This is a genomic window from Pseudomonas sp. WAC2 (assembly GCF_030403525.1).
Classification (GTDB): domain Bacteria; phylum Pseudomonadota; class Gammaproteobacteria; order Pseudomonadales; family Pseudomonadaceae; genus Chryseomonas; species Chryseomonas luteola.
In genome coordinates, this window is record NZ_JAUEPD010000001.1 from 798896 (window position 1) to 816604 (window position 17709).

15 protein-coding genes and 1 riboswitch are annotated in these 17709 nt (G+C 58.5%); of the genes, 9 read left to right on the forward strand and 6 right to left on the reverse strand.

Annotation, left to right across the window (positions count from 1 at the left end; all coding sequences use genetic code 11):
- Positions 1–42 precede the first annotated feature (42 nt).
- From QWJ10_RS03640 to QWJ10_RS03655, 4 genes are all read left to right on the forward strand, one after another.
- On the forward strand, positions 43–855 hold the full coding sequence (locus QWJ10_RS03640) for a rhodanese-like domain-containing protein (RefSeq protein WP_289924387.1): 813 nt from the start codon (positions 43–45) through the stop codon (positions 853–855).
- Between the two features lie 150 nt (positions 856–1005).
- Entirely contained in the window at positions 1006–1899 is an 894-nt protein-coding gene (asd, locus tag QWJ10_RS03645) for an archaetidylserine decarboxylase (RefSeq protein WP_122044863.1), read from the forward strand.
- A 103-nt stretch (positions 1900–2002) separates the two neighbouring features.
- On the forward strand, positions 2003–3799 hold the full coding sequence (locus QWJ10_RS03650; protein WP_289924389.1) for a molecular chaperone: 1797 nt from the start codon (positions 2003–2005) through the stop codon (positions 3797–3799).
- Positions 3800–3855: 56 nt separating this feature from the next.
- Positions 3856–5940, forward strand: coding sequence for an EAL domain-containing protein (locus QWJ10_RS03655; RefSeq protein ID WP_289924391.1), 2085 nt, complete (start codon positions 3856–3858; stop codon positions 5938–5940).
- A 51-nt stretch (positions 5941–5991) separates the two neighbouring features.
- Here QWJ10_RS03655 and serB read toward each other — a convergent pair whose 3' ends face one another.
- Positions 5992–7188: a phosphoserine phosphatase SerB gene (gene serB, locus QWJ10_RS03660; protein WP_289924393.1), complete on the reverse strand. Its 1197-nt coding sequence runs from the start codon at positions 7186–7188 to the stop codon at positions 5992–5994.
- A gap of 167 nt (positions 7189–7355) precedes the next feature.
- Here serB and QWJ10_RS03665 point away from each other — a divergent pair, with 167 nt between their 5' ends.
- From QWJ10_RS03665 to QWJ10_RS03675, 3 genes are all read left to right on the forward strand, one after another.
- Positions 7356–8918, forward strand: a complete 1563-nt coding sequence (locus tag QWJ10_RS03665) for a histidine kinase (protein WP_289924396.1) — start codon at positions 7356–7358, stop codon at positions 8916–8918.
- On the forward strand, positions 8848–10611 hold the full coding sequence (locus QWJ10_RS03670) for a C13 family peptidase (RefSeq protein WP_289924397.1): 1764 nt from the start codon (positions 8848–8850) through the stop codon (positions 10609–10611). Before QWJ10_RS03665 ends, QWJ10_RS03670 begins: the two co-directional genes overlap by 71 nt.
- Positions 10612–10732: 121 nt before the next feature.
- Positions 10733–11374 carry an oxidoreductase gene (locus QWJ10_RS03675; RefSeq protein WP_239382067.1) on the forward strand — a complete coding sequence of 214 codons (642 nt, stop codon included), beginning with the start codon at positions 10733–10735 and terminating at the stop codon, positions 11372–11374.
- Here the strand turns inward: QWJ10_RS03675 and QWJ10_RS03680 are convergent.
- On the reverse strand, positions 11354–12289 hold the full coding sequence (locus QWJ10_RS03680; RefSeq protein ID WP_074823370.1) for a LysR substrate-binding domain-containing protein: 936 nt from the start codon (positions 12287–12289) through the stop codon (positions 11354–11356). The two genes, QWJ10_RS03675 and QWJ10_RS03680, sit on opposite strands and share 21 nt — an antisense overlap.
- Before the next feature lie 128 nt (positions 12290–12417).
- Here QWJ10_RS03680 and QWJ10_RS03685 point away from each other — a divergent pair, with 128 nt between their 5' ends.
- On the forward strand, positions 12418–13794 hold the full coding sequence (locus QWJ10_RS03685; RefSeq protein WP_289924403.1) for an L-serine ammonia-lyase: 1377 nt from the start codon (positions 12418–12420) through the stop codon (positions 13792–13794).
- Positions 13795–13857: 63 nt separating this feature from the next.
- A complete protein-coding gene (locus tag QWJ10_RS03690) occupies positions 13858–14328 on the forward strand; it encodes a YbaK/EbsC family protein (RefSeq protein ID WP_150348115.1) in 471 nt (156 codons plus the stop codon).
- A gap of 21 nt (positions 14329–14349) precedes the next feature.
- On the opposite strand, the gene ribB is transcribed toward QWJ10_RS03690, so the two are convergent.
- From ribB to mpl, 4 genes are all read right to left on the reverse strand, one after another.
- Positions 14350–15003, reverse strand: a complete 654-nt coding sequence (gene ribB / locus QWJ10_RS03695) for a 3,4-dihydroxy-2-butanone-4-phosphate synthase (protein WP_289924543.1) — start codon at positions 15001–15003, stop codon at positions 14350–14352.
- Positions 15004–15089: 86 nt separating this feature from the next.
- Positions 15090–15233: riboswitch (FMN riboswitch) on the reverse strand.
- Between the two features lie 46 nt (positions 15234–15279).
- Positions 15280–15564 carry a YceK/YidQ family lipoprotein gene (locus QWJ10_RS03700; RefSeq protein ID WP_289924404.1) on the reverse strand — a complete coding sequence of 95 codons (285 nt, stop codon included), beginning with the start codon at positions 15562–15564 and terminating at the stop codon, positions 15280–15282.
- Entirely contained in the window at positions 15557–16186 is a 630-nt protein-coding gene (ubiX, locus tag QWJ10_RS03705) for a flavin prenyltransferase UbiX (RefSeq protein WP_010796895.1), read from the reverse strand. The genes QWJ10_RS03700 and ubiX overlap by 8 nt, the downstream gene beginning before the upstream one ends.
- Positions 16183–17547 (reverse strand): UDP-N-acetylmuramate:L-alanyl-gamma-D-glutamyl-meso-diaminopimelate ligase, encoded by a 1365-nt coding sequence (gene mpl / locus QWJ10_RS03710; RefSeq protein WP_289924410.1) that lies wholly within the window; start codon positions 17545–17547, stop codon positions 16183–16185. The genes ubiX and mpl overlap by 4 nt, the downstream gene beginning before the upstream one ends.
- Positions 17548–17709 lie beyond the last annotated feature (162 nt).

The window sequence follows — 17709 nt, forward strand, 5'->3', positions numbered from 1 at the left end:
TCGCTACAATCGAACCCATGATTTCAGACCGGATGACCTGATATGTCCTTTACAGACCTGCCGCTCGTGATCGAGCCTGCCGACCTTGCCGCCCGCCTCGACACGCCGGAGCTGATTCTGGTCGATCTATCCAGCGCTGCGCATTATGCCGAGGGGCATGTGTCCGGCGCCTACTTCGTTGCGCCCCAGCGTATACAACTGGGCAAACCTCCAGCGCCAGGGCTTCTCCCTGAAAAAGCCGACTTGGAAATGTTGTTCAGCGAACTGGGCCACAGCCCTGAGGCCGTTTATGTCGTGTATGACGACGAAGGCGGTGGCTGGGCAGGACGGTTCATCTGGTTGCTGGATGTGATCGGTCATCACCGCTACCATTACCTTAACGGCGGCCGTCATGCCTGGGTCGAAGCGGGCCTGCCACTGACGCAGGATGCGCCACCGCCGGTGGATACGCCGGTTAACCTCACACTGCATGATGAGCCCACTGCAACGCGCGAGTATCTGCAGAGCCGCCTGGGTGCGGAAGATCTGGCCATTTGGGATGCACGCGGGCCACAGGAATATCGAGGCGAAAAAGTCCTGGCAGCCAAGGGCGGGCATATCCCGGGCGCCATCAATTTCGAGTGGACGGCCGGCATGGACCCGGCACGTAGCCTGCGTATCCGCAGCGATATGGCCGAAACACTTAATGCCTTGGGGATCACGCCCGACAAGGAAGTGATTACCCATTGCCAGACGCACCACCGCTCGGGATTTACCTATCTGGTCGCCAAGGCGCTGGGCTACCCCCGAATCAAGGGTTATGCCGGCTCCTGGGGAGAATGGGGAAATCATCCGGATACTCCGGTCGAACGCTGATAGCGGGTTTCCAGCGGCGAGCCGAATGGCTGTACAATAAAACGAGAACTGGGTCACGGCAATCTGACCCGGCCTTTTCTGTTTTGCCTTGTCTGGCCTCGCCCGCGGGTTCACGCTTCATATATTGCCGCTCAAGGACACACCATGAATTTGAAAGACCGCCTGTTCATTCTTAGCCAGCACGTACTGCCTCATCACTTCCTGTCACGGTTGATTGGCGGCTTCGCCGAGTGCCGGATGCCCTGGTTCAAGAATGCCCTGACGGCATGGTTTGCCCGTCGCTACGACGTGGATATGCGCCAGGCTCAGGTCGAAGACCTGACGGCATACGAAAACTTCAATGCATTCTTTACCCGCAGCTTAAAGCCAGATGCACGTCCGCTACCGGAAGATCCGACAGCCATTGTCAGCCCGAGCGACGGCGAAGTCAGCCAGATCGGTCAGGTCGAGCATGGCCGTATTTTCCAGGCTAAGGGGCATAGCTACAGTCTGCTGGAGCTTGTAGGTGGTGATGCCCAACGGGCTGCACCGTTCATGGGTGGATCGTTCGCGACGATCTACTTATCGCCCAAGGACTATCACCGCGTACACATGCCCATTGCCGGCACGCTGAAAGAGATGGTGTATGTACCCGGGCGAATCTTTTCGGTCAATCACCTGACCGCCGAGAACGTTCCGGAATTGTTTGCCCGCAATGAGCGTGTCGTGTGCATCTTCGATACCGAACGCGGTCCGATGGCCATGATTCTAGTCGGTGCCATGATCGTGGCCAGTATCGAGACCGTTTGGGCCGGTATGGTGACACCACCCAAGCGCATGTTGAAAACAACACGTTACGACGAAGCGGCACGTGCGCCCATTCATCTGGAAAAAGGTGAAGAAATGGGCCGTTTCAAGCTGGGCTCCACGGTTATCGTCCTGTTTGGCCCTGATCAAGTGAACTGGGCTCAGGAGCTAGGCGCCTTCAGCACGGTCAATATGGGACAGCAGATTGGCTCGCCCAAGGTCGCCGAGGTTATCGAGCCTCTGTTGGGAGACGTCTGACACCTGCGACACAGGGACGCTAGCCCGATACCGCTGGCGTCCAGTAGTTGAATATTGGGGATAATGACTGTTATCGCCGCTCAGTCTGGAGAACCGACAGTCAATGGATAGTAAAGGCCCTCAGCAGTTGCTGCGGGTACCGACGCCCACGCAGCGGAGCCTTACGTTCTGCGAAGCCAGCCCCGCCGGATTGAAACGCTGGCTGGACCAATTGCCGCGAGCAAAGCTCGGGGAAGTGGCGCGTCTGTTGTACCAGGGGATGCTGGAAATCAACCAGCTGATCCAGCCGAACGATCAACGTCTGCGCATGCTTGAGTTGTTGCGACCGGAAGTGAACCGGACGTGTGTCATGCTCGAACGCCATGTTCTTGACCAGCCCATTGTGCTGGACGAGCGCTCACGCAAGGTAGCCAACCTGTGTCAGGCGCTACAGAACCATATGGCGGCAGGCTACAAGTTGGTGGTGGTCGACGAACTCAATACGCCCTCGCGTGATCGGGCCAGCCTGTTGCCATTGGCCCTACAGCGCGCCATGAAAGGCCTTTACGGCCCGCTGATTCGCGCAGCCCAATTGTATACCCCAGCAGCCGATCATCTCTGGCTGGAGCTGCATCAGCTTTTCCAGATCGCCCTGCGTCTCAATCTGCAGGGCCAGCGTGTACGGGACGACCTACTGACGCGCCCTGATGGCCAGAGTTTGCAGGAGGCCTATGCTGTCCCGCTGCTATTTGGGGCAGCGCGGTGTAACCAGATGCGCCAGCGTCAGATTGCCCAGCTGGTCGATTACCTCGATCAATGGGCAAATCTCGTGCAGATAAAACCCGCTGACCAGCCAGGCGTACTGTTTGTAGTCGCACCTCAGATCGATGCGCCGCCACGTTACCGAACCCTCCTCAAGGAGGCCAGCCTGAGCGGCCTACTAGGCCTGTCAACACAGGTATTGGTCAGCCAGATTTCTGATTATCTGGCATTGCCGCCGGAGGAGCGCAGCCGTGCACGCCTGCCAGTGCAGCCGGATATCAGCACGGACCTGCTGCAACACCTGCGCGCGGCATGGGGCCAGGAATCCGACCGGGCCTTTCAGCGCACCCCGGGTCAAGGACGCCTGGAGATCTGCATTGGCATGAGTGCGCTGCACTATCACCTTTCGGGTCGCGTAGCCTTTGCCCAGACGCTCAACCTGCCGGAACCGCCCAAATCCAAGCCGGACTTTGCTCCGACTGAAAAGACGTCGGATGTATGGTCACTGGCCTTCGATGCCGAGCACAATACAAGTCTGGACGCGCATGAGGAAATCCACTACGACACGCCTGTGGATGTGAAAAGCGAACAGATTGAGCTAGATAAAACCTACCCCCTCTTCTCGCTGCCCATCGTCAATCACAGCCCGGGCGGCTATTGCGTCAGTTGGCCTGGGGAAGTGCCGGACCAACTGCAAGCGGGCGAAGTGCTGGGGCTGCGCGGCCTGAACGAACACAGTTGGGGTATTGCAGTCATTCGCTGGATACGCCAGGTCCCTGGCAGCGGGACCCAGATGGGCGTCGAGCTGCTGGCGCCTACGGCTCGCCCCTGTGGATTGCAGCTGCTTCGCAAGACCGAGCAACACAGCCAATATCTGAGAGGTCTGCTGCTTCCAGAAATCAAGGCCATAGACCAGTCTCCTTCTCTCGTTGCCCCGCGTCTGCCCTTCCAGGAAGGCAGCAAGATTCAGATCAATCAGAAGGGAGTCGAGCAACAAGGCATGCTGACAAGGCGTCAAAATGCTACCGTTAGCTTCAGCGTCTTCGAATACCGTCTGCTGGAGCAGGCGCGACCGACGCCAGAAACACCCAGGCCGGGAAGCCAGGGACCGTCTTCCAACACGGAGGACGATTTTGACTCCTTATGGAAGTCTCTGTAGATTCCAGCCTCTTCGATTATTAACCGCTTTAACTGTCCGGGTTCATACGTAGACCTATGGCTATCGAAAAGAAGACCATCCGCCTGCTCATTGTTGAGGAGTCACAGAATGAAGCCGAGCGACTGGTAAGTCTGTTTCGAAATGCGGGCTGCGCAACCCGGGCACAGTGCGTCACAGAGCCGGACGAGCTGGCCGCTGCACTTCAGCAGAGTTGGGACCTGCTCATTGCAGCGCCCAACTGTGAAGAGCTTTCTCCTCACGAGGCGCTCAAGACCATCAAGCGCCAGGCCAAGGATATTCCGGTTATCCAGCTGGTCGACCCTGAAGAGCCCGACGCGATTACCCAGGCGTTACTGAATGGGGCTCAGGATGCCGTTCCGCTGGGTGAAGACGAACGACTCGTGCTCGTATCCCGGCGCGAGATTGGCAATCTGGAGGTTCGGCGTGCCTATCGCACCGCCGAACTAGCCCTGCATGAGGCAGAAAAACGGTGCCAATTGCTTTTGCAAAGCTCCGAAGATGCCATCGCCTATGTCCATGACGGGATGCATGTTCATGCCAATCCCATTTACCTGCAGCTCTTCGGGTATACGGATGTGGAAGAACTGGAAGGGATGCCGGTCATTGATCTGGTGGCAAGCGATGATCAGCAGGCGTTTCGCGATTTTCTCAAGCAATACTCCAACGATCCCGAAGCCAACGGCACAGCCCGCTTCCTCTGCCAGGGCTTGCGCGCCGATGGCTCTACCTTCACGGCGGACATGAGCTTCTCTCCAGCCACCTACGAAGATGAGCCCTGCATTCAGGTTGTCATCCGTGACGGCAACCAGAACGATGCCGAGCTGGAAGAAAAGCTGCGAGAAGCTACCAGCGTAGACCCTGTCACCGGTCTGCTGAATCGCACCCGGCTTGTGGAGGCGCTGGAAGCGGAAATGGAGAAAGTGGTCCAGCACGGTCAGACAGCCAGCTTCGCCTACCTGCAGCTGGACCGGTACGCGGCCATCCTCGCTGAAATCGGCATTTCCGACATTGATGCGCTGCTGGCCGCCCTGGCCAACCAGCTGAAAGAGCACTTCGTACCGCCAGCGCTGCTTGCACGGTTCAGCGATGATGCATTTGCCGTCCTGGTTCAGGGCGGCACTGCTGAGCAGCTTGAAAGCCGCCTGAAACCACTGCTCCGTCAAGCGGTGTCACAGCCCATTGAAATCAACAAGCGGGCCTTGCAACCCTCCTATTCCATTGGCTTGACGGCACTTGATGAGCAGACCGTCAATGCGCACGAAATCATGGACCGCGCTCACCGCTGCGCCCTGGCGATTGCCAAACAGGGCGGTAATGCCATCAAACGATACGACCCGGCAGAAGAACTGGCAGCAGCAGCCAGCCGAGGCAGCCTGATTGCCATTGTGCAACAGGCGCTGGAACAGAGCCGTTTCCGCCTGCTCTTCCAGCCACTCATCAGCCTGCGTGGTGACAGCCGCGAGCACTATGAAGTGCTGCTCCGCCTGAACAATACTCAGAACGAAGAAGTACCGCCGGCCGAGTTCTTCCGGGTAGCGGAAGAAAGCGGACTAAGTGCAAAGATAGACCGATGGGTAATCCATAACGCCATCAAGGTATTGGTCGATCACCGCGCCCGTGGGCACGATACCTGCCTGTTCATTCACCTGTCCGCCGCTTCGCTACAGGACGCAAGACTCCTGCTCTGGCTGCAGGCTGCCTTGCAGGCCGCTCGCTTACCAGCTGAATCCCTGATCTTCCAAATCAGCGAGGCCAATGCCCTGGCTCACCTCAACCAGACCAAGATCATGGCCAACGGCCTGAAAAAGCTGGGGCATCGCGTCACTCTGGGTCAATTCGGCTGTGCATTGGCGCCGTTCAATATTCTCAAGCAGGTTCCAATCGATTTCCTCAAGGTAGACGGCTCGTTTGTCCGCGACCTGGGCAATCCGGAAAACCAGGAAACGCTGAAAAACCTCATTAGCGGCATTCAAGAGCATAAAAAGCTGTGCATCGTGCCGTTCGTTGAAAACGCCACGATCCTCGCAACGCTCTGGCAGTCCGGTGTGAATTACATCCAGGGTTACTACCTGCAGGAACCCAGCCAGGCAATGAACTATGAATTCGTCGCGGACGAATAAGCGACAGACATGAAAAAGCCGGCAATAGCCGGCTTTTCTTTCAGCGCCTGATCAAAGCACGTGGTCTCGGTCTCTGACACCCAGCAGATACAGCACGCCATCCAGACCCAGTGTTGTAATTGACTGGCGCGCCGACTGACGCACAAGCGGCTTGGCGCGAAAGGCAACGCCCAACCCGGCCAGACCCAGCATAGGCAAGTCGTTTGCCCCATCCCCTACGGCAATGGTCTGTTCAAGGCTCAGCCCTTCCTTCATGGCCAGTTCACGCAGCAGATCAGCCTTGCGCTGCGCGTCCACAATGGGCTCTACCGCCACACCGGTCACCTTGCCGTCCACTGTTTCCAACTCGTTGGCATAGACATAATCGATGCCCAGCCGAGCCTGGATCTGGCGGGCAAAGTAAGTAAAACCGCCGGACAGGATGGCGGTCTTGTATCCCAATCGCTTGAGCTCGGAAAACAGTCGCTCGGCGCCTTCGGTCAGGCGCAGCCCTGCACCGATGTCTTCGAGTACCGTTTCAGGCAGGCCGTTGAGCAGGGCGAGTCGCTCCTTGAAGCTGGCCCTGAAATCGAGCTCACCGCGCATGGCTCGCTCGGTGATGGCGGCAACCCGCTCTCCGATACCAGCGGCCTTGGCCAGCTCATCAATGACTTCCGCCTGGATCAATGTTGAATCCATATCGAATACGGCCAGTCGCCGATGGCGGCGGAACAGCGTGTCAGCCTGAAATCCGATATCCATCTCAAAGTTCTGGGTCGCAGTGAAAAAGGCAGCCTTGAGCCCCTCCAGATCCTGCGGTTCACCCGCCAGCGTAAATTCCAGCACAGCACGCTCCCTGGCGTCAGGTGCCGACAGCCGCTCGATACGCTCAATGGTCATACCGTGGGACTCGACAAGTTCGCTCACATGTTGAACCTGGTGGGCGTCCAGCTGGCGTCCCATGAGCGTCAGGATATGGCGAGGAGCCAACTCGTTGGCCTGCCACGCGGCATAAGCCTCTGCATCCAGAGCAGCCAGGTGCACTCTGGCCCCCACGGCCGCAGCGCGTAGTTCGAGCGCTTCACCCAAGGCAGCGGCATCAGCGCCTTCGGGCAACTTGATGAGCAACGCAAGTGTTACGGCCCCCTGCACACGACTCTGACGAATATCCAGCAACGCTGCGCCTGACTCGGCCACTACGCTCGTCAATGCAGCACTCAAGCCGGGGCCGGCATACCCGGTGCTGGTAATGAGAAGAATGTCTCGCAAGGCGCAGCCTCCACCAAGGGGTCAAAAACCCGATTCTACCTGTTTCCGAAAACGGTGCAGAACCACCCATACGCAGACGAGTGGTTGACGGACTCGGTTAGTACGCTTTAACGACCTCTGGTCGCTGGTTATACTTCGCCCCACATTTTTGCCCAAAGAATTCACCAGTGACCCGGCACGCGACCGTCAAGCCCGACAATTTCTTCGTTCTGCTGTTTCGTGCAATGCGCCAGCGCCGTGTTCCTATCGCGCTCCGCATTGTTTCCCATAGCCTTATTCTCGTCATCGCCGCCCTGGTGATCTATGCCGTTGTCGTGGGCTTGCAGTTCCGGCATGCCATGCAGCAGCAGGCCGATGCCGTAGGTCAGACGCTGGTTACCCAGACGGCCGCCTCAGCGACGGAGCTGCTGGTATCCAACGATACGCTGAGCCTCAACGTGCTCTTGGGTAATCTGGCGCGTAATCCGCTGGTTGCCCACGCGGCAGTGTTCAGTCCGGATAATCGTGTACTGGCCGAAGCAGGCACCCGCCCGACGCGCAATCTTCTGGGCGAGGCGGAAGGCATCTACTCCACGTCGATCAAGTTTCAAGACGTGACCACTGGCCAGCTGCGTATCAGTCTGGACATGAATCAGTTCCAGCAACCCATGGTGATCAGCCTGCAAAACATGGGATTGTTGGCGCTTATCCTGTTGATGCTGACTCTGATTCTCAGCCTGCGCCTGGGCCGCAACATTTCCACGCCCCTGCTGGAGCTGCGTGTCTGGCTGCGTGACCCGGATGATCCGGCTCCCAGCGTTGGTCGTCAGGATGAAATTGGTGACTTGGCGCGTCAGCTCCAGGCGCGGTTGGTCCCTGAAAAACCCAAACCGGCGCCGGTTAAACCGTCCAAAAAAGCCAAGGCAGCAGCTCCGGTAGAAGGCGACGAGGACAACCCGTTCCTCGATGAAAGCGCCGGTATCAAGGTTCGCTCCACCTCACCACGCAAGGCTGCCGCAGCCGCCAAGAAACCGGCCAAAGCACCGGTGACTACCGAAGACGGTGACGACGAGTTCGACGAAGACGCCTTTGCCGATGTCATGCCGGACGAGGCAGAAAACGAAGTTGTAGAGACAGCGGCAGCCGCCGAGCCCGTTACACCGACCATGGCGTCAGAACCCGACATCGTTTCCAGCGCGGTACTGGCGATCCAGCTCGGGTCTCAAGAGCAGTTACGCAAGCTGCCCCGTGCGCGCCTGGTCAGTCTTCTGGAGCGTTACAGGGATTGCCTGGAGCAGGCCACCTCGCTGTACAAGGGTGAACTGCATAGCCTCATCGATGGCGGCAGCCTGATCCTTTTCCACGAAACCCAGGGCGAAGATGATTATCTGACTCATGCCTTGTGCTGCGGTGAAATCATGCGAGCGCTAGGCCATGCCCTTCAGGTCGAAGTAGCCGACAGCGGGATCACGCTGCAGCTGCAGCTGGGTCTGACGCAGGGCGAACGTCTGGTGAACCTGAAGCTGCCAGAGCTGCTCAATAACGATACGGTCCGGAACGCTATCGCACTCAGTCGGCACAGTCGCAACCTGCTCCTGGTCGAGCGCAGCATCGCCGATGATGAACTGCTGCGCCAGCGTGCCCGAATCCGCTCTATTGCGAGTCCAGAAGGTGCCAGCTGTGTCGAACGCCTGCTTGAACCCTATTCGTCTACCCTTGAACGCCATCTGGTTCGTCTCGAATCCCGTTAAAGCCGGCACACGCCGGCTGGCGGCCCGCATCCATCAGGGCCGTTCCCTCTGGATGGTAAGGCCGCCCTATCGGGCGACCCGAGCGCTTCTTCCCCTGGGGCTCGCCATGAGCCTCGTAATTCTTCCCGCCCCTTTCGCCCAGGCAGCCGAGATCCGTCTACCGGATGGCTCGGTCTACCACGGCGATGTGGAGCGCGGACGCCTACAAGGTGAGGGGCGCCTCGATTGGGCCAATGGCAACTGGCTGCGTGCCTCGTTCAGAGACGGCCTGGCCGAAGGCCTGGGCGAGCAGTTTTTTGTGGATGGCACTCGCTATCGAGGCCGTTTTCATCATGGCCTCTATGAGGGTCAAGGGCAGCTGACCTCCCCTAGCGGACGTTACGAAGGCTCCTTCCACCGGGGGATGTACCATGGCAAAGGGGTCTTGGAGTCCAATGACGGCTGGCGTTACGAAGGTGATTTCTTCGAGGGCCGCATGCAGGGCCGCGGCGCGCGGACTGAAAGCGACGGCAGTCAATATAACGGCATTTTCACGGATGGCCGCCTGAACGGCAGAGGTCAATGGGTCGATCAGGAAGGCAATCTGTACGAAGGCAACTTTGTTGATAGTGCTTTCTCCGGCCAGGGTCGCTATCAAAGCGTAGATGGTAATGTCTGGGAAGGATCCTTCCAGAAAGGAGAAATGACCGGCCAAGGCAAGTACCACGGCAGCGATGGCAGCCGTTACAGCGGCAGCTTCAAAAGCTGGCAGTACCATGGGCTGGGGCAATACACCGAGGCAGACGGCAGCGTGTATATCGGTGACTTCCTGAACGGCCAGTTCGATGGCAATGGCACCTACACCCATGCCGATGGGCGCCGCGAAAGCGGGCTCTGGAGCGAAGGCCAGTTCATCCGCAGCGATGACGGTGTTTACCAACCTGACCCCATGGAAGTTGCGCTACTGGAACAAGGCGAGCGCCTGGGTCAGGAACTCAATAACGTCCGTCCCTCTACGGCCAGTACCGAGCTTTACGGTATTACTCTAGCAGGCGATGGCGATCAGCGAGTGTTTCAACGTGAAGCCGATTATGTCGCCAAGCTGATGGTCAATCGTTTTAATGCCCGTAGCGTGGTTCGCCTGATCAATCAGCGTGATCTTAAAAGCGTAACCCCACTGGCAACGCGGGAAAATCTTCATCGCGCCATTGCCACCCTGGCCGAGCGCTCAGGGCCTGAGGATTTGATCTTTGTCTACCTCACCAGCCATGGCTCCTCCGACCATCGTTTATCCTTGAGCGAGCCGGGTCTGCAACTGGCCAGCTTGCCGGCCATTGAATTTGCGTCCCTGCTTGAGCCGCTGAAGAACCGCGACAAGATCGTTGTCGTTTCAGCCTGCTACAGCGGCGGCTTCCTTCCCCCGTTGCAAGATGACCATACCATGGTCATTACCGCCTCACGTGCGGACCGGACGTCTTTTGGCTGCACGGACGAAGCGGACTTCACTTATTTTGGGAAGGCCTTGTTTGCAGAAGCCTTCCAGGCAACAGACGATCCCGAGCAGGCATTTTCGATCGCCAGCAAGCGTGTCGCCGAGCGCGAGGCGGCACAAGGGTTCGAGCCATCGGAGCCGCAGATCTGGGCGCCGCCTGCTGTTCTGAAAAAATGGCAGGCCTATCGCGCTGGATCAACCAGCCACGTTGCAGAGCAATGAGCCTTTCGCCCTTAAATGTTGTCCGATGGGATAAGGGCGGGCATTACAACGAAGCGGACCGGGCAGAAGCGCGGGCCGCCTACCTGCTCCGCCAGTCATGCTCATCGAAAGGAGCTTTGCGATGCACCTGACTCCGCAACATGTCCTGATTACAGGCGCCACGGGGCTTACCGGCGAACACTTACTGGATCGCCTGCTGAATGAGCCAACCATTCAACGTGTCCTGGCGCCTACCCGCCGACCACTTCCTGCTCATCCACGCCTGGAAAACCCGGTCGGCGAATTGCTGGATATGCTGCCTCAGCTCACCGGCCCGCTGGATACGGCCTTTTGCTGCCTGGGCACCACGATCAAGAAAGCCGGCTCACAGGAAGCCTTTCGCGCCATTGATTATGACCTGCCCATCGCTGTCGGACGTCGCGCACGCGAACTGGGTGCCAGACACTTCGTGGTTATCAGTGCCATTGGTGCCGATGCTTCCTCTTCGATCTTTTACAACCGGGTAAAAGGTGAGCTTGAAGAGGCACTACAAGATCAAGGCTGGCCGCAGATCACCTTTGCACGCCCCTCGCTGTTGCTCGGCCCCCGTAACGAGCAGCGATTGGGCGAACAGATTGCCGCCCCGCTCTCCCAGCTGCTGCCTGGCAAGTGGCATGGCATTGAGGTCTGCGTGTTGGCACGAGCACTCTGGCGACTCGCGTTGGAGGAAGGCGACGGTGTTCGTTTTGTCGAGTCGGACGAGTTACGCCGGCTGGGGCGTTGACGCACTGGCCAGGGCCTCCTCAACCAGCCAGTCATGCAGTGAACGTACACGTGGATCAGCGAGAGCACCTTGCGCATAAAGCAGGACATAACGCTTGCGCGCCGGTACGGATACCCCGAAGGGAATAACCAACGCACCCCGCTCCAGCTCGTTAGTGATCAAATGGCGCCGCGCGATGGCAACCCCCATGCCGGCAATAGCCGCCTCGATAGTCAGGTGATTGCGATTGAACGTATGACCTCGCCTGACATCCAGTGCAGGGGCGCCAATGGACGCCAGGTAAAACTCCCACTCGGCATACTCATAACTGCCGCGCCAGGCAGTGATGTCATGCAGCAATGGGTAATGATCCAGCGCCTCGGGACGATCAAGTGGCGGGCGCCCCTCCAATAGCGAAGGAGCACACACCGGAAATATCTGCTCGTCCAGCAACGACGTGGATGCAAGACCAGGATAACTACCGTCATTAAGATCAATGGCAAGGTCAAACTCGCCCTCGCGCAGTGACCATGAACTGTCTTCAGCAACGACCCGAAGCTGGATATCCGGAAAGCGAGCCTGCAGCTTGGGTAGCCGCGGCATGACCCATTTGCCGAGAAAGGAAGGAATCGAGCGTAGCCGGAGCACGCCGCCAAACTGACCGGCATTCAGCCGTCGCAGCTCTGCGTCCACAAGTCCTGAGGCCTGATTGACCGTTGAGGCCAGCCGTTGCCCCTCCGCCGTCAGCTCCAGCCCACGGGCTATTCGGTGAAACAGCTTGAACCCCAACCGCTCTTCCAGCTGTCGCATCTGCTGGCTAATGGCGCCTGGCGTTACGTGCAACTCCTCGGCACAGCGGGTAAAGGACAGGTGGCGTGCCGCACAGGCAAATACTTGAAGCCAGGCTTGCGTTTGCGCGTTCAGGATCCGGCTCATGGGTTTAGCTCTACTAAAGGGTCGCTTAGAACGTATCGATTGTGCAGGGAGGCCGCTTTTCCCATGATGATCCTCAGACTGTTACGTACGTTACGGTCACCATTGAACCTCATATTCAGGACTTCAGCATGGCCATCAGCGTATTCGACCTGTTTAAAATCGGCGTGGGTCCTTCCAGCTCTCACACGGTAGGCCCCATGCGAGCCGGTGTATTATTCGTCTCCACCTTACGTGAGCAACAATGCCTGGAGCAGACTCGCCGGGTAGAAGTACGCCTGTATGGCTCCCTGTCCGCAACAGGTGTCGGGCACGGGACTGACCGTGCAACGTTGATGGGGTTGATGGGAGAGTGGCCAGACCGGGTTGATCCCGACCGGATCGAGCCCTGCATCCAGACGCTCAAGCTTGAAAACACGCTTATGCTCGGGGGTAGCCATCCTATCGAATTCGTCTGGACCCGGGACCTGCATCTGCTTGATGAGAACCTGCCTTACCATCCCAATGCAATGACCATCACCGCATTTGGCGAGACTGGAGAGCTGTTCGAGGAAACTTACTATTCCGTGGGCGGCGGTTTTGTTATCGACAGCCAACAGGCGGCCAGCGGTCAGCGTGATCAGGATACCACTACCCTGCCCTATGACTTCTCCAGCGCAGCAGAACTGCTACGCCTGTGCCGTGAGCATGGGTTGTCCATTTCCGCCCTCATGCTCGCCAATGAAAAAGCCTGGCGCAGCGAGGCTGATATTCGCGCAAACCTTTTACATATCTGGCAGACCATGCGCGAATGTATCCGGAATGGGCTGGCTCACGAAGGTGTACTGCCGGGCGGCCTTAAAGTCCCACGTCGCGCTGCTCGCCTACACCGTAGCCTGCGGGCGATGACCAACCCGAGCGTTATCAGCTCGACGCTTTCAGCCATGGAGTGGGTCAACCTGTTCGCCTTGGCGGTCAATGAGGAAAATGCCGCGGGAGGTCGCATGGTAACGGCGCCTACCAACGGCGCAGCAGGCATCATTCCTGCGGTACTGATGTACTACATGAAATTCAACCCGGATGCTAACGATGAAGATGTTGTGCGCTATCTGCTGGCCGCAGCCGCAGTAGGTATTCTGTGTAAAAAGAATGCCTCGATCTCAGGCGCCGAGGTGGGGTGTCAGGGCGAAGTGGGTTCGGCCTGTGCCATGGCCGCCGCCGGACTAGCCGAGCTGCTGGGCGCGACGCCAGAACAGGTGGAAAATGCTGCGGAAATCGGCCTTGAGCATAACCTGGGCCTGACATGCGACCCGGTGGGAGGACTGGTTCAGGTGCCCTGTATCGAGCGCAATGCCATTGCCGCCGTGAAAGCCATCAATGCCGCCCAGATGGCGCTACGCGGTGACGGAGAACATTTCATCTCGCTGGATCGAGTCATTCGTACCATGCGTGATACCGGTGCCGACATGCAGGACAAATACAAGGAAACCTCTCGAGGCGGGCTCGCTGTCAGCATGGTTGAATGCTGATCAAGGGTTGACGCACGCGCCCGGCTTTTCAAGAATCCAGGCTCTACCGAATGGGAGCCCCTCATGAGCCTGGATTCAGTCCGCGACTTTTTCACGACCCACGCCCCGGATATTCACATCATTGAGCTTGAAACCAGCACCGCAACCGTTGCCCTGGCGGCCGAAGCACATGGCGTCGAACCGGGGCGAATTGCCAAAACGCTTGGACTGAAGATTGGTGAGCGTGAGGTGCTGCTCGTGGCACGAGGCGATGCACGATTGGACAATAAAAAGCTCAAGTCTGCGTTTGGCGGCAAAGCCAAGATGCTGGATGGCGAGCGCGTGCAGCTGCTGACCAGCCATCCGGTAGGCGGCGTTTGCCCATTCGGACTGGCAACGCCCATGCCGGTGTATTGCGATTGCTCGCTCAAGGCTTTTGATGAGGTCCTGCCGGCAGCTGGCGCAATCCACAGCGCCGTGCGCATTACCCCGCAACGGCTGGCCGAACTGGTCGAGGCCCAATGGGTGGATGTCTGCCAGGAACCGACCGAGTAGCTGGCAGACATTGGGGCTACATCAGACGACGCTGACCGACTGGGATGCCAATAGTGCTTCCTCCTCACGGTAACGCACGATCTCCTCAATGGTCAGCACCGGTATCCCGTGCTGCTGCGCATAGTGCTCAACGTCGGCGCCACGCGCCATGCTGCCATCGGGGTTCATCAGCTCGCACAATACAGCCGCCGGACGTAGCCCTGCCAGCATGGCCAGCTCCACCGAGCCCTCGGTATGACCGCGCCGAGTCAGCACCCCACCTTCACGCGCGCGCAAGGGAAAGATATGCCCCGGGCTGACGATTCGGCTCCGACCTTCGCAGGAGTCCAGCGCGGCCCGAATAGTGATCATCCGATCAGCAGCCGAAACACCGGTAGTCACACCTTCCGCCGCCTCGATGGAAACTGTAAACCCTGTTCCATGACGTGCCTGGTTATTTTTGACCATGGGTGGCAGGTCCAGGCACCGCACACTGGCATCATCCAGACACAGGCAGACAATACCGCTGCCATCCCGGATCATCTTTACCATCGTGCTCAAAGTGAGGTTTTCGGCAGCGGCTACCAGATCAGCTTCGTTTTCGCGGTCGGCATCATCCAGCAGAAGCACTGGACGCCCCTCACGGTAGGCTGCTACAGCAGCATGCAGGCGGGAATGGCGTTGCGGGTCGAGCATAGGCATGAAACGTCCTCGTTGGGTGAGTGAACGTTTCAGGGCAAAAAGCGCAGACGCTACTTATGCCAAGCGGCATAGGCAGACAAACGCATCTTCTTTCATCCGGACTATGACCGTCGGCCCTGGAATCACACCAGGTCTGCTGACCTCCGACGTATCGGAGCGCTCGCGGGCTTGCCACCACGTGGTTTACCGCCGGTGGGGAATCTCACCCCGCCCTGAAGACCCGACCGACTATAACGAAGTGAAGCCGCCTTCGCCAATGCCTGGGATAGCTCAACTGCCTCCGCGAACGTTCAGCCCGATACCCAACACCTTTGCCAGGGCAAGGGGGAATAACACCGTGTCCACTAGCAGACTGCCCGGCAGATCGAACCCTGGATAGGCGGGAGCCTCTACGCCAAAGCGCTCCGTTGGACAGCAGCCCCCTTGAATGGCATACCAGTCCAGCCGGGTTCCCGAGTAAACGATCGGAGCGCCCGGCTTGCTGGCGTTGAGCGTACTGACGCTGGCGCAGCCACTCAGCACAAGCACCAGGCACGCACAGAGCAACTTACTCATCGCTCACCAGATGATGCTCGCCCCACCGGGGCAGCATGTCTTGGGGAATACTCAATGTATTAAGAATCCGGGCCACGACAAAGTCGATCAGATCATCCACCGTTTGCGGCTGGTGATAGAACCCTGGCGCAGCCGGAAGAATCGTCGCGCCCAGGTTGGACAGCTTGAGCATATTTTCCAGATGAATACTGGAGAACGGTGATTCCCTAGGCACTAGAACCAAGGTGCGCCGCTCCTTGATGGCCACATCGGCAGCGCGCTCGATCAGGTTATTGCAGGCACCTGTTGCAATGGCGGACAGCGTACCGGTCGAACACGGGCAAACCACCATGGCTGCCGGCGCACTGGAACCTGACGCCGGAGGCGCCATCCAGTCGCTCTGGCCAAAGACTCGAATCTGCCCGGGCGCAGCGCCGGTGTATTCCGTCAAAAACGCCTGCATGGCCTGAGGTTTAGCCGGTAGCGCCACATCGGTCTCAGTGGCCATGACCAGCTGTGCAGCCTTGGAGATCAGGAAGTGAACCTCACGCTCCTCCTGCACCAGACAGTCAAGCAGCCGTAATCCGTATTGAGCACCAGAGGCGCCGGTCATTGCCAGGGTGATACGTTCCGGTCCGCTCATGCAGGGCCTCCTTCACGCAACGCAGCAGCCAGCTTGCCGTGCAAACCACCAAACCCGCCGTTACTCATGATGACTACATGGGTCCTGCCTTTCGCCGCCTCTTTGACGCGCTCAATAATGGCCTCCAGCGAGTCGCAAACAACCGCCGGGACAGGGCAATTCGCTGCTGTCTCGGCCAGATCCCACCCTAGGTTCGGCGGCGCATACCAGATAACAGAGTCGGCCTGTCGAACACTGTCCGGCAGGCCGTCACGGTGGGCGCCCAACTTCATCGAGTTGGAGCGTGGCTCGATGACTGCAATGATGGATTCCTCTTCTACACGTGCCCGCAATCCCTGAAGCGTAGTGGCAATGGCTGTGGGATGATGGGCGAAGTCATCATAGATCGTGACGCCGTTGATTTTGGCAACCGTTTCCATTCGGCGCTTGACGCTCTTGAATGCATTCAACGCCTCGATCCCTTGAGGCGGCACGACGCCTACATGCCGCGCAGCGGCCAAGGTGGCCAGGGCATTGGCCACGTTATGCTGGCCGGTCAGACTCCACTCAACCGTTCCCTGTGTCTTCCCATCGAAGATTACCTCAAACCGCGAGCCGTCCTCATGGAGCAAGCGGGCCTGCCACTGCCCGCCCTCTCCTGTCGTCTGAACCGGTGTCCAGCACCCCATCGTCAGGACATGAGACAGCGCTTTTTCAGCGGTTGGATGAATGATGAGCCCTTGACCTGGAATCGTACGCACCAGATGATGAAACTGCCGCTCGATCGCTGCTAGATCGGGAAAAATATCGGCATGATCGAACTCGAGGTTATTTAGGATAGCGGTGCGCGGTCGATAATGGACGAACTTGGAGCGCTTATCGAAAAAGGCACTATCGTATTCGTCAGCCTCTACGACAAAGAAAGGCGTTCCGCCCAGCCGGGCGGATATCCCAAAATTTTGGGGTACACCGCCAATCAAGAAGCCCGGGCTCATGCCTGCATGCTCTAGCACCCAGGCCAGCATGCTCGTGGTGGTGGTCTTGCCGTGGGTACCCGCTACAGCCAGAACCCAGCGTCCCTGCAATACATGATCTGACAGCCATTGCGGTCCGGATACATAGGGCAACCCCTTGTTCAGGACATGCTCCACAGCCGGATTACCCCGGGAGAGTGCGTTGCCGATCACGACCAGATCCGGCGCCGGTTCAAGGTGGGCAGGCTCGTATCCCTGCATCAGCTCGATACCCTGTGCCTCCAGCTGCGTACTCATGGGCGGATAGACATTGGCATCGGAACCGGTCACTCGATGACCCAACTCCTTGGCCAGCACGGCCAGAGAGCCCATGAACGTCCCGCAGATGCCGAGAATGTGGATATGCATGAATAACCCCTGACAAGCGAGGCCCTGGCAGCCCCATTGAAAACGAGCCGAAGGTTAGCACAGCGCCGTCAGGACTCTATGTGTTCATCCGCCTCGTGAATCACGAAATTCCATCTGATCCCAGTCGAGCTCCAGCCTTGAAAGAGAGGAAAGCAGATATCC

Bases quoted from the DNA above. Each gene is read 5' to 3' on its own strand.
- QWJ10_RS03640 (WP_289924387.1), top strand. From the start codon at position 43: ATGTCCTTTACAGACCTGCCGCTCGTGATCGAGCCTGCCGACCTTGCC.
- QWJ10_RS03650 (WP_289924389.1), top strand. From the start codon at position 2,003: ATGGATAGTAAAGGCCCTCAGCAGTTGCTGCGGGTACCGACGCCCACG.
- QWJ10_RS03655 (WP_289924391.1), top strand. From the start codon at position 3,856: ATGGCTATCGAAAAGAAGACCATCCGCCTGCTCATTGTTGAGGAGTCA.
- QWJ10_RS03675 (WP_239382067.1), top strand. From the start codon at position 10,733: ATGCACCTGACTCCGCAACATGTCCTGATTACAGGCGCCACGGGGCTT.
- QWJ10_RS03680 (WP_074823370.1), bottom strand. From the start codon at position 12,289: ATGAGCCGGATCCTGAACGCGCAAACGCAAGCCTGGCTTCAAGTATTT.
- QWJ10_RS03685 (WP_289924403.1), top strand. From the start codon at position 12,418: ATGGCCATCAGCGTATTCGACCTGTTTAAAATCGGCGTGGGTCCTTCC.
- QWJ10_RS03690 (WP_150348115.1), top strand. From the start codon at position 13,858: ATGAGCCTGGATTCAGTCCGCGACTTTTTCACGACCCACGCCCCGGAT.
- ribB (WP_289924543.1), bottom strand. From the start codon at position 15,003: ATGCTCGACCCGCAACGCCATTCCCGCCTGCATGCTGCTGTAGCAGCC.
- QWJ10_RS03700 (WP_289924404.1), bottom strand. From the start codon at position 15,564: ATGAGTAAGTTGCTCTGTGCGTGCCTGGTGCTTGTGCTGAGTGGCTGC.
- ubiX (WP_010796895.1), bottom strand. From the start codon at position 16,186: ATGAGCGGACCGGAACGTATCACCCTGGCAATGACCGGCGCCTCTGGT.
- mpl (WP_289924410.1), bottom strand. From the start codon at position 17,547: ATGCATATCCACATTCTCGGCATCTGCGGGACGTTCATGGGCTCTCTG.